This is a genomic window from uncultured Chitinophaga sp. (assembly GCF_937874145.1).
Lineage (GTDB): Bacteria > Bacteroidota > Bacteroidia > Chitinophagales > Chitinophagaceae > Chitinophaga.
In genome coordinates this window covers 22526-34110 of the sequence record NZ_CALNBI010000208.1, presented here as the reverse complement: position 1 = coordinate 34110, position 11585 = coordinate 22526, and the positions used below count along the sequence as shown (strand labels likewise).

Sequence of the window (11585 nt, the reverse complement as noted above, 5' to 3'; positions counted from 1 at the left end):
TGTTTATAGGAATCCAGCACGGTTTCGAACTCATCTTTGCGGAGGAGGCCGTTGTCGACGAACACGCAATAGAGGTTCCCGCCGATGGCTTTGTGGATCAGTTCCGCCGCAACGGTCGAATCCACCCCTCCGCTGAGGGCCATCACCACCTTCTGGTCGCCTACCTGTTCCTTAATACGGGCCACGGTTTCCTGGACGAACGCCGCGGGCGTCCATTCCTGGTGCATACCGCAGATATGAACGAGGAAGTTGCGGAGGATTTGTTTCCCTTCGATGGAGTGCGTCACCTCGGGGTGGAACTGCACGGCATGGATGGGGTGTTTGGCGAGCGTGAGGCTTTTGAAGGCCGCCACGGGGATATTATCGGTATGTGCGATGGGGGTGAATACTTCGGGCAGGCGAACGATGGTGTCCGCATGGCTCATCCACACCTGGCTTTTCAGGTTGACGTCGAAGAAGAGGGGCTCTTCCCTGTCGGAATGCTCGAGGAAAGCGCGTCCGTATTCACGGGTGCTGCTTTTGGCTACTTCTCCGCCGAAAACCTTGGCCATCAGCTGTGCGCCGTAGCAAACGCCGAGTACCGGAACGCGCTCTGCCATAGCGGCGATGTCTACCACAGGGGCCATCGGATCGTTAACGGAAAAAGGAGAACCGGAAAGAATAATGCCTTTAATACTGTCTTCCCATTCGATGGGCTTGTTACATGGCTGTATTTCACAATAAGTATTCAGTTCCCGGATGCAACGTGCAATCAGTTGCGTATACTGGGATCCGAAATCGAGGATCAGGATCTTTTCTGTCATGGTGGTGCAAAGATAAAGGAATTTCGGACTTCGGATTTTGCTTTCCCGCAGATTCGCGCGAAATTGCCGGAAGTCCCGTATCTGGAGATTTTATCGTATTTTTCGCCCATACCCTCGTTCTAAATCAACTGCTGTATGAAAACGCAACTCACCCTGATGGCCCTTCTCCTGGGCGCAATGCCGTTCATGACGGCCTGCGACTCAGTCAGCGGAAGCGGCCGCGTAGCCACCGAAAACCGTTCCATCCGCCCCTTCGCACAACTGGAAGTTGCGGGCAGCATGGATGTATTTATCACCCAGGGAAAAGGCGGCACCGCCCAGCTCGAAGCGGAAGACAATATTCTTCAGTTCATCGAGTTAATAGAAGAAGGAGACAAACTGCGGGTCCGGTTTCGCAATAACGTCAGCATCCGCACCCGTAAGGACGTGAAAATCTACCTCGCCACCGAGCGCCTGAGCATGGTGGAAGCCGCCGGGTCAGGGGATATTAAAATAGAAGGGCATTTCACCAACGACGTGCCCGTGAAGCTCTCCATCGCCGGCAGCGGCGACCTGGAAGGCGGCTTCAGCGCCCCCGAAGTCCGGGTGAACATCGCCGGGGCGGGCGACGTGGAAGTGAAAGGCGAAACCCGCGACCTGAACGTGGACATCGCCGGCAGCGGCAATTGCGATGCCTCCGAACTGCTGTCCGAAACCGCAGACGTGAACATCGCCGGCAGCGGTAACGTAAAACTCCATGCCAGCCGCGCCATCAAAGCCACGATCCTGGGATCGGGCGACATATATTATAAAGGAGAACCGTCCGTCAACCTCAATAAGATGGGATCGGGCGGCGTACACAAGCAATAACGAATTGAAAAACTTTTGTATGTTTGCAGATTTTATTGGAACATACGACTGCCGTATATGAGTCAACTTCCGAAGATATTAGTGGTGTACTACACCCAAACGGGCCAGCTGAAGAGAATCATTGATCATGTGTTAGCGCCATTGCAGGGCAAGGCGGAGATACAGTTCGAGGAAATCGCGCCGGTGAAGGATTTTCCTTTTCCCTGGCCCAAACAGGTTTTTTTCGATACCATGCCGGAAACCGTGCTGGCCAGACCCCGGGCCATCCAACCCCTGAAAGTTAATCCGGACGAGCACTTCGACCTGGTGCTGCTGGCTTACCAGCCCTGGTTCCTTTCGCCCTCGCAACCCATCGCCGCTTTCCTGCAAAGCGAGGAAGGGAAGCGCCTGCTAAAGGGGAAACCCGTGGTTACCCTGCTCGGCTGCCGCAATATGTGGATCAACGCGCAGGAGAAAGTGAAACGCTATCTCCATGCAGCCGGCGCCCGGCTGGCAGGGCACATCGCGCTGGTCGACAAGCATCCCAACCTCGTTTCGCTGATCACCATCCTCCGCTGGGCCACCAAGGGCAAGAAAGACGCGTTTTTCGTCTTCCCGCCGGCCGGCGTCCAGGAGAAGGAGATCGTGGAATCGGCCAGGTTCGCGGAACCGATCGGCAACGCCCTCGGCACGGGGAACTATGGAAACCTCCACCAGGACCTCCTGGCGCTGGACAGCGTGGAAGTGGACCCGGGCCTCATCGTCCTGGAGATGCGGGGCGTAAAACCCTTCCGCTTCTGGGCCAATTACATCAGCAAAGCCGGCGAACCGGGAAATCCCGCCCGCCAGGGCCGCGTGACCATGTACCGCGTGATCCTCCTCGCCGCCATCCCGATCCTGAGCCCGTTCACCACCATCGCAGGATGGTTGCAGCTCACGTTCGGAAAGAAGAAGCTTAACCGCGATGTAACATATTACAAAGGAATACAGCTGCGCGAAAACTGATAAAATTCTATATTTACGGCCGCTTAACAATTTAACAACCCTGAAATGTTCCGGCGCCCCGGCGCCGCCTCTTCAGATCGACAAAAAGGACAACTCACTGCGATGAAAGAAGTATATATAACGAGGCTCTCCAAATTTTTGCCGAACGAGCCGGTAGCGAATGAAGAAATGGAAAGCATCCTCGGTATGGTGGATGGAAAACCTTCCCGGGCGAGAAATATCATCCTGGGAAACAATAAGATCAAGACGCGTTATTACGCACAGGACAAAGAAGGCAAGAGCACGCACACCAACGCGGAAATGACCGCCAACGCCGTGCAGTCGCTTTTCGACGATAAATTCCCCATTACTAAAATGCAACTCCTGGCCTGCGGCACTACCAGTCCCGACCAGATGCTGCCCAACCACGCCGCCATGGTGCACGGCATCCTGAAATGCCAGCCCGTGGAGCTCATCGCCGCCACCGGCGCATGCGCTGCCGGCATGCAGGCCTTCAAATACGCCTGGATGTCAGTGAAATGCGGCAATACCGCCAACGCGGTTAGCACCGGCTCCGAGAAATTCTCGGCCTGGCTGCTTTCCCGCAACTTCGAGCCGGAAACGGAAAACCTGAAAAATCTCACCGAAAATCCCATCATCGCGTTCGAAAAAGACTTCCTCCGCTGGATGCTGTCCGACGGCGCCAGCGCGGCCCTTTTCCAGGACAAACCGAATGAGGAAGGGCTGAGCCTGCGGGTAGACTGGGTAGAGATCGCATCTTACGCCCATGAGCTGGAAACCTGCATGTACGCCGGCGCGGTGAAGAATGACGACGGTTCCACCAAAGGCTGGACCGACATGACGCCCGACGAATGGTCCGCCAACAGCGTGTTCTCCTTCAAACAGGATACCCGCCTGCTCGGCAAGAACATCGTGCCTTCCGGCGCTAAAATGTGGAAAGAACTGGTGGAGAAATATAACATCGACATCGACAAACTTACCTGGTTCCTGCCGCACCTTTCTTCGGAATTCTTCCGCTTTAAGATTGATGAAGAGATTTCACGCCTGGGGGTGCACATCCCGCAGGAAAAATGGTTCACCAACCTCACCCGCGTGGGGAATGTGGGTACGGCTTCCCCGTATTTCATGTTGGAGGAACTGCTGAACCAGGGCAAACTGAAGAAAGGTGATACGATCGTAATGATGGTGCCCGAGAGCGCGCGTTTCTCTTACGCATACGCAGGCATCACCGTCGTATAATCGGCGCGGCCTGAAGATACACTAACGAATTACCATGCAGCAGCCGCCGGATAACACCGGTGCCTGCTGCATTTCAAATAATATCAGGGGGCTGATCCCTCATCAAAAAACTGCTACAACATGAAAAAAGATGAAGTTCCGCAGGACGGCGACAACCTGCACCACGGTACATTCAAGCAACTTTTCTACGCAGTGGACCAGCAGGGCGATTACACCACGGCCACCAGCATCGGCTGGGAACCGGAGAACGTAGCGCTCAGCCAGGCCTGGGATGAAGTGGAACAGCGCGTGGCAGACACCAGGTCAAAGGTGGAAGCCGGCGCCCTCAGCCCCATTGCCTATTACATGGAACGCACCCTCCTGGACCTTCCGTTGCTGGCCCTCAAAGCCGGGAAGTTCCAGTGGCAGGTGAAGCGGCATATGAAACCGTCGGTTTTTAAAGGGTTAAGCGACAAGATGACCGAACGCTATGCCGACATCTTCGGCATCCCCGCAGGTACCCTCCGCAGCGGCGAACTGCTTCCTTTCAAGCGCCCAGCATAATCAACAGACATGACACAATTCAGCCACACGCAAACCGCCCACTGTGAAAGCGGCGTGATATCCAACCTCTTCGGCCATTACGGTCTCCATATCAGCGAGCCCATGGCCTTCGGGATCGGAGCAGGTATCTTTTTCGGCCACCTGCCTTTCGTGAAAGTGAACGGCGTACCCGGCACCACCTACCGCATCTGGCCCGGCGCCATTTTCGCGCGCGCCTGCAAAAGGCTCGGCGTGGAAATGGAATCGCACAAGTTCAACAGCGTCGATAAAGCCATGAAAGCCCTCGATCAGCAGATCGATAAAGGCGTTCCGGTGGGCATGCAGTCCAGCGTGTACTATCTTCCCTATTTCCCCGAATCCTACCGTTTCCATTTCAACGCCCATAACCTGGTGGTGTACGGAAAAGACGGCGACGACTACCTCGTTTCCGACCCTATCATGGACACCGTTACCCGCATCGATACCGAAAGCCTCATCCGCGCCCGCTTCGCGAAAGGGTTCCCTGCCCCCAAAGGCAAAATGTATTACCCCGTGAACGTACCGCAGGAAGTGGATTTCCAGGAACCCATTAAAGCCGGGATCGCGCAGGCATGCCACTACATGCTCAAGATCCCCGTGCCCATGTTCGGCGTCAAAGGCATCCGTTTCCTCGCCAACCGCGTGAAAGATTATCCCGCCAAAGTGGGCGACCGCCGCGCAGGGCTGTACCTGGGCAATATCATCCGAATGCAGGAAGAAATCGGGACCGGCGGCGCAGGGTTCCGGTTCATGTATGCCGCCTTCCTCCAGGAAGCCGGAACTTTGCTCAGCAAACCAGAGCTCAAAGATATCGGCCGCGAGCTTACCATTGTGGGCGACGGCTGGCGTAACTTCGCCGCAAATGCCGGGCGCGTCTGCAAAGCCCGCTCGGCCGATAACGTTTCGTACGGCGAACTGAGCAAAATGCTCCTGCTGATCGCCGACCAGGAAGAAAAAGTATTCCGCCGCCTGTCCACCGTTAAACTCTGAAGAAAGCCGTCATGAACAGCATTGCCGTGAAGGATCTGCAGAAAACCTACGCAGGAGCACTGGTTCCCAGTCTCTCCGGGCTTTCGTGCGCATTCGCGGAAGGGAAGATCGCCGGGCTCCTCGGCCCCAACGGCGCCGGCAAAACCACGACGATCTCCATTCTTTGCGGACTGGTGGAACCCACCGGCGGCTCCGCCGAAATCCTCGGCATGCCGCAAACGCCCGCCAACCGTGAAGCCATCAAAAGGATCATCGGCGTGGTGCCCCAGCGCATCGCACTCTATCCGCAACTCACGGCTTTCGAAAACCTCCGCTATTTCGGCAACCTGTACGGGTTCAGCGGCCGCCGGCTGAAGGATCAGATCATGCAGCATCTTGAAACGTTCGGGCTGGAGAAAGCCGCGCACAAAGAAACCGGGAAATTCTCCGGCGGGATGAAACGGCGCGCCAATATCATCGCCTCCATCCTCCACGAACCTAAGCTCCTCGTGCTCGATGAGCCCACCGCGGGAGTGGACGTGCAGTCGAGAAGCATGATCCTGCAGTTCCTGCGGGATTACAACGCGAAAGGCAACAGCGTAATTTATACATCGCACCTGCTGGAAGAAGCAGAACAGATATGTGACGAAGTGGCCATCATCGACGAAGGGAAACTGGTGACCCAGGGTACCCCGTCCGAACTGGAAGACGTGTTCCTCCACTACACCGGCCATGCCGTGCGGGATTAAAATAGAAAAGCAATCATGTTAAGGATCATCGCCACGATACGCAAAGAATGGTTACTGCTGCGCCGCGACAAAGCGGGGCTGGCACTGCTGTTTGCCATGCCGCTCGTGCTCATCACCGTGATGGCCCTCATCCAGGACGCGCCTTTCCGCGATTACCAGGAAGTGCAGTTCGATATCCTTACCGTTGATAACGATCATGGCCGGCTCGCCAGGTATGTCCGCGAAGGGCTGCAGTCGGGCGGGCAATTCAACGTCATTGATTCCATCGATGGGGAACCGTTGTCGGAAGAGCGGGCGAAGGAAATGGTGGCGGAAGGAAAGTACAAGATCAGCATCACCATTCCAAAAGGCGCTACGGCTGAGATCGTCAGCAATGCCAATAAGATCGTCAACGATATTTCGAAAAGGATGGGCCTGCCGTCGCAGTTGCCGGTTAAGGCGCTGAGCAACGACTCCCTGGCCGTACAGTTGTATTTCGATCCGGCGGCCAAAAAGGCCTTCAAAAGCGCCATTCACCAGGCGTTGGACAACTTCCTCACGCAGGTGGAAACCGATTTGCTGCTGGAGCGGATCCAGATGCAGCTCCGCAGCCGCGACAGCCTTAACCAGGATACCTTCCCGGCCATCCGCCTCAAAGCGGTGGCGCTCCGGGAAACGAGCCTGGGGGAGGGGAAGCAGATCGACGTGATTTCCAATTCGGTACAGCACAACGTTCCGGCCTGGAGCATTTTCGCCATGTTCTTCATTGTAATCCCGATTGCCGGGAATATGATCCGGGAGCGGGAAGACGGGAGCCTCGTGCGGATGAAACTCATCCCCGGCAATTTCCTTTCGGTGCTGACGGGTAAACTGCTGTTTTTCGTCGGGATTTGTACCGTACAGTTCTACCTGATGATCCTGGTGGGATTGTACCTGCTGCCGTTATTGGGATTGCCCAAATTGCAGGTGGGGGTGGACCATGTCGCGGGATTCCTCGTGGCGGCCAGCATTGGTGTAACCGCCACGGCGTACGGCATCCTGATCGGCACGATATTCAAAACCCCCAACCAGGCGCTCAATTTTGGTGCGGTAAGTATAGTGATCCTGAGCGCCATCGGCGGTATCTGGATTCCGCTGGAGATCATGCCGGAATCGATGCAGCTGATCGGGCGATTGTCGCCCCTGAGCTGGGGCCTCGATGCCATCAACGATATTTACCTGCGCAACGGCCATATCCGGTACGTGCTGCCGGATCTGGCGAAGCTGCTGGGATGCGGCGGGGCCATGCTCCTGGTGGCCGCCGTGGTGGAGCAGCGCAGGATCGGATAAATAACAATTTTCATAACAGCGGTAAATCAACTAATTTTACCCCCCTGGAATACGCCACAGGCGTAAAACCTACAACAACATGGAAGCATTAAAACTGAAACTCAAACAGGAGATCATTGAAGCGCTGAACCTTCAGGACACCAAACCGGAAGATATTGACGACAATGCCCCCCTGTTCGGCGAAGGCCTCGGGCTCGACAGCATCGATTCGCTGGAACTGATGGTGCTGCTGGAAAGAAATTACAAGATCAAAGTGGAAGACCCGCGCGAAGGCCGTAAAATCCTTCAGAGCGTACAATCCATGGCGGAATTCATCATGAGCAAACAGGCGGCCTGATCCGCGGAACCGTATGGCAGAACGTGTGCTGATAACAGGGATGGGTATGGTCTCCGCCATCGGGAATAACGTGGAGGAGAATTTCCGCAGCCTCCGGGCGCAACGGAGCGGCTTAGGGTATGCGCAATATGTGGATACCATTCACGCCGGCAAGCTCCCGGTAGGAGAAGTGAAATGCAGCTCGGAAGAACTGGCGGAAATGGCCGGACTGACCGACGCTACCGGTTTCACCCGGACCACGCTCCTCGGGCTCGTGGCCATGCAGGAAGCGCTGTTTTCCGCAGGTATCAAAGACCCCCGGGATACCCCTGCCGCATTCATCAACGCCTCTACCGTAGGCGGTATGTGCGATACCGAGAAAATCTACTTCGATATCCTCGACCCCGAAAAGGAAGGAACCTTCCTGCAGCTCATCGATACGCTGGACTGTGCGGATTGTACGCAGCGCATCGCCGACCGGGCGGGCCTCACCGCATACGTTACCACGATCAGCACCGCATGTTCTTCTTCGGCCAACGCCCTCATGTACGGCGCGCGGCTTATCCGCGCAGGGCTCGTGGAAAGAGCGGTCTGCGGCGGTACAGAAGCGCTGACGCGGTTCACCATCAACGGCTTCAACTCCCTGAAGAATATCGACAAACGGCACTGCATGCCCTTCGATAAAGACCGCAACGGCCTGAACCTCGGAGAAGGCGCGGCATACCTCGTTCTCGAATCGGAAAGCTTCGCGCAGCGCCGCAAGGCCAGGTCCATGGCCGAACTGAGCGGATGGTGCAATACCAACGAAGCCTTCCACCCCACATCTCCCTCACCCGAGGGCGACGGCGCGTTCGAGGCGATGCGGAAAGCGCTGGCCATGAGCGGCCGCACCGTGGCGGATGTGCAATATATCAACGTCCACGGTACGGCTACGTTGAACAACGACGTGTCGGAAGGCCGGGCGCTGGAACGGCTCTTCGGGGATAACGTTCCTTCGTTCAGTTCCACCAAACCCTTCACCGGCCATACCCTCGCGGCAGCCGGAGCTATAGAAGCCATTTATTCCGTGTTGTCGATCAACCGGCAGATGATATGGCCGAACCTCAATTTTACGGAGCGCATGGAAGAGCTGCGCATCTCGCCGGAAACGCGCCTGCTGGAAGAGTCGCCCGTGAAAAACGTGGTGTCCAATTCCTTCGGGTTCGGCGGCAATAATGCATCACTCGTGATCAGTAAGTATGGAAATTAAGTGCTACATACAGGCCAGCGCGGCGATTTCCCCGCAACAGAGCTTTGAAGGAAGTTATGAACCGCAACTCCTGCCGCTCGAAGCGCGCAACCTCCTGCGCGCGCAGGAGCCGGGGTATGCAGGGTTCATTCCGCCCAACAGCCTGCGCCGTATGAGCCGCTTGCTGAAAATGGGGCTCACCACCGCACTGCAATGCCTGCGCAACGCCAATGCCCCCGTTCCCGGCGCGATTATCACCGGTACCGGCCGCGGCAGCCTGCAGGATACCGAGAAGTTTCTCCATGACATCCGCACTTACGAAGAAACGGCGCTCAATCCCACGCCGTTTATCCAGTCGACCTACAATTCCGTGAACGGGCTCATTGCCCTGCAACAGCAATGCACGGATTACAACAATACTTTCGTGCACCGGGGTTTCTCCTTCGAACATGCCCTGCTCGATTCGCTGCTGCAAATCCAGGAAGGAGCGGAAAGCGTGCTGACGGGCGGTTTTGATGAGATGACCCTTGAACATTTCTTCATCAAAAGCCGTATCGGCTATTGGAAATCTGCGCTCACACAGCCCGCGGAGATGCTCGTATCGGGTACGCCGGGCGCCATCGCCGGGGAGGGCGCTACGTTCTTCCTGATCGGGACAGCACCCGGCGCGGTTGAGCTGATGGGAATGCAGATGAGCTACAAGCCCGATGCAGCAGGTGTTTCGGAAACACTCGCACAGTTCCTTGCGCAGCATGGTGTGAAGGAAGAAGAGATAGACCTGCTGGTAAGCGGCCGCAACGGCGATGTGCGGTTCGATCATTTTTATGATATCGCGGAAAAAGCATTGACGCCGGCCACTGCAAAGATCCACTTCAAACAATTCTGCGGGGAATACGATACGGCGGGCGCTTTCGGCATGTGGACCGCCACGCAGGAATTACTTTCCGGGCGCCACAAAACTGCCCTCATTTACAATCACTTCTACGGAGAACAACATACGTTCATCCTCCTCCAACGGCATTAATTTCAGCATTTTTACGCTTTGCGGCCACCCCTTGCGCGGGAAAGGCAGATGCCGGTGCCGGTGAATACCAGGGCTACGATCAGCAGCGCAGGTAATCCGCTCATGGATGATCCTATAAGAATGAAGATGGCTGCGGTAAAAGCGAAGATATGCCATAGCCGGGGCTCCCGGGTGGTAGTGTCTTTGCGGGCGCCGGGCATGATCCATGCCACCAGCGAAACAATATTCGACAAGACAACGGGGTTCGAAAACGAACATAGGTACAGTGGTTCTGACCAATAAGATAAGTAAATAGTATGGAAAAAGCCGCATCCTTGTGAGGGAGCGGCTTTTATATGGGATTATCTATGTGGGTGTCAGACTTAAACGTTGCGCGGAGGGAGACTACGCCTCGGCTTTTACGATGTCGGGTAGACGGGGATTGGCCCGATATCCGGTCCAGGTTTCAATTTGATCCAGGTCGCCAATGATCAGGACCAGCTTGTTCTCGATGCCGGTAAACCTGATTTCAACCAGGTTGAAGCGGGTATGGAGCACATCGAACTGGTTTTCCACATCGTCGAACCGTTTGTCGATCAGTTTGAATTTTACATCCATCTCCAGGAACTTTTTGTCCATGGAATCGAGGTGTACATGGATCAGGATGATCTTGGCTTCAACTGCTTCGAACCGGCTTTCCAGATCGCCAATTCGTTTCTCGACCAGTACTAATCGATCGTCGAGCAGCACCAGGCGGTTTTCCAGGACATCCAGTCGGTTTTCGACAAGTGTCAGGCGGTTTTCCAAGACATCCAGTCGGTTTTCGACGAGCGTCAGGCGGTTTTCCACGACATCCAGTCGCTTTTCGATACCGTCCAGTCGTTTTTCGATACCGTCCAGGCGCCTGTCGATAATTGCAAACTTCGCGTCTACCCTTGCTTCGAATGCGTCGATACGCGCGTCGAGGTAGTCGATCTTGTCAGCGAGTTGCGTGCCCAGCTGTTGGATCGTCAGCACAATGTTTTTGTTCTGATGCTCCAGGCCATCGATCGATGCGAACAGTCTTTGGTTTACCAGCTGCTGCTCCTGGTGCTGGGCTTCCATGGTTGTGAACATCGTTTGCTGACGCTGTTCCAGGCCATCGATCGATGCGAACAGTTTTTGGTTTACCAGCTGCTGCTCCTGGTGCTGGGCTTCCATGGTTGTGAGCATCGTTTGCTGCCGTTGCTCCAGGCCATCGATCGAAACGAACAGTTTTTGGTTGACCTGCTGCTGCTCCCGGTGCTGGGCTTCCATGGTAGCGAGCATTGTTTGCTGCCGTTGCTCCAGGCCATCGATCGAAACGAACAGTTTTTGGTTGACCTGCTGCTGCTCCTGATGTTGTGCTTCCATGGTAGCGAGCATCGTTTGCTGCCGTTGCTCCAGGCCATCGATCGAAACGAACAGTTTTTGATTTACTTCCTGCTGTGCTGCTATTGAAGCGAGCATCACCTGTTGTTGTTCGAGCATTGTTTGTTGTTGTTCCTGCAGTGTTTCGACCGCAGTTAGCAACGTTTGCGTTTGTACATTAGTCATA

13 protein-coding genes are annotated in these 11585 nt (G+C 55.6%); 10 read left to right on the top strand and 3 right to left on the bottom strand.

Translation table 11 applies throughout. The annotated features are described in order from the left end of the window. Nucleotides 1-803 (bottom strand): glutamine-hydrolyzing GMP synthase (gene guaA / locus Q0510_RS10015; RefSeq protein ID WP_298710628.1); only part of this gene is annotated, 803 nt, incomplete at its 3' end. A 135-nt stretch (nt 804-938) separates the two neighbouring features. Here guaA and Q0510_RS10010 point away from each other — a divergent pair. From Q0510_RS10010 to Q0510_RS09965, 10 genes are all read left to right on the top strand, one after another. Beyond that, the gene (locus Q0510_RS10010) at nt 939-1652 is read left to right on the top strand and encodes a head GIN domain-containing protein (protein WP_298710626.1); all 714 of its coding nucleotides are present in this window, start codon (nt 939-941) and stop codon (nt 1650-1652) included. Between the two features lie 57 nt (nt 1653-1709). Continuing rightward, a complete protein-coding gene (locus Q0510_RS10005) occupies nt 1710-2636 on the top strand; it encodes a hypothetical protein (RefSeq protein WP_298710623.1) in 927 nt (308 codons plus the stop codon). Nucleotides 2637-2738: 102 nt separating this feature from the next. Beyond that, the gene (locus Q0510_RS10000) at nt 2739-3875 is read left to right on the top strand and encodes a beta-ketoacyl-ACP synthase III (RefSeq protein WP_298710620.1); all 1137 of its coding nucleotides are present in this window, start codon (nt 2739-2741) and stop codon (nt 3873-3875) included. Nucleotides 3876-3995: 120 nt separating this feature from the next. Continuing rightward, complete coding sequence (locus Q0510_RS09995) at nt 3996-4418, top strand: hypothetical protein (protein WP_298710617.1); 423 nt, start codon at nt 3996-3998, stop codon at nt 4416-4418. A 9-nt stretch (nt 4419-4427) separates the two neighbouring features. After that, the gene (locus Q0510_RS09990; protein WP_298710614.1) at nt 4428-5426 is read left to right on the top strand and encodes a BtrH N-terminal domain-containing protein; all 999 of its coding nucleotides are present in this window, start codon (nt 4428-4430) and stop codon (nt 5424-5426) included. A gap of 11 nt (nt 5427-5437) precedes the next feature. After that, the gene (locus tag Q0510_RS09985; RefSeq protein ID WP_298710612.1) at nt 5438-6154 is read left to right on the top strand and encodes an ABC transporter ATP-binding protein; all 717 of its coding nucleotides are present in this window, start codon (nt 5438-5440) and stop codon (nt 6152-6154) included. A 15-nt stretch (nt 6155-6169) separates the two neighbouring features. Next, the gene (locus Q0510_RS09980) at nt 6170-7462 is read left to right on the top strand and encodes an ABC transporter permease (RefSeq protein ID WP_298710609.1); all 1293 of its coding nucleotides are present in this window, start codon (nt 6170-6172) and stop codon (nt 7460-7462) included. 49 nt (nt 7463-7511) lie between these two features. Beyond that, nucleotides 7512-7799 carry a phosphopantetheine-binding protein gene (locus Q0510_RS09975; RefSeq protein ID WP_298710629.1) on the top strand — a complete coding sequence of 96 codons (288 nt, stop codon included), beginning with the start codon at nt 7512-7514 and terminating at the stop codon, nt 7797-7799. A gap of 13 nt (nt 7800-7812) precedes the next feature. After that, a complete protein-coding gene (locus Q0510_RS09970) occupies nt 7813-9027 on the top strand; it encodes a beta-ketoacyl synthase (RefSeq protein WP_298710606.1) in 1215 nt (404 codons plus the stop codon). Further along, nucleotides 9017-10030 (top strand): beta-ketoacyl synthase chain length factor, encoded by a 1014-nt coding sequence (locus Q0510_RS09965; RefSeq protein WP_298710603.1) that lies wholly within the window; start codon nt 9017-9019, stop codon nt 10028-10030. Before Q0510_RS09970 ends, Q0510_RS09965 begins: the two co-directional genes overlap by 11 nt. Nucleotides 10031-10041: 11 nt before the next feature. Here Q0510_RS09965 and Q0510_RS09960 read toward each other — a convergent pair whose 3' ends face one another. Then, a complete protein-coding gene (locus tag Q0510_RS09960) occupies nt 10042-10263 on the bottom strand; it encodes a hypothetical protein (RefSeq protein WP_298710600.1) in 222 nt (73 codons plus the stop codon). A gap of 151 nt (nt 10264-10414) precedes the next feature. Next, nucleotides 10415-11584, bottom strand: a complete 1170-nt coding sequence (locus Q0510_RS09955) for a hypothetical protein (protein ID WP_298710596.1) — start codon at nt 11582-11584, stop codon at nt 10415-10417. Between the last annotated feature and the right edge of the window lies 1 nt (nt 11585).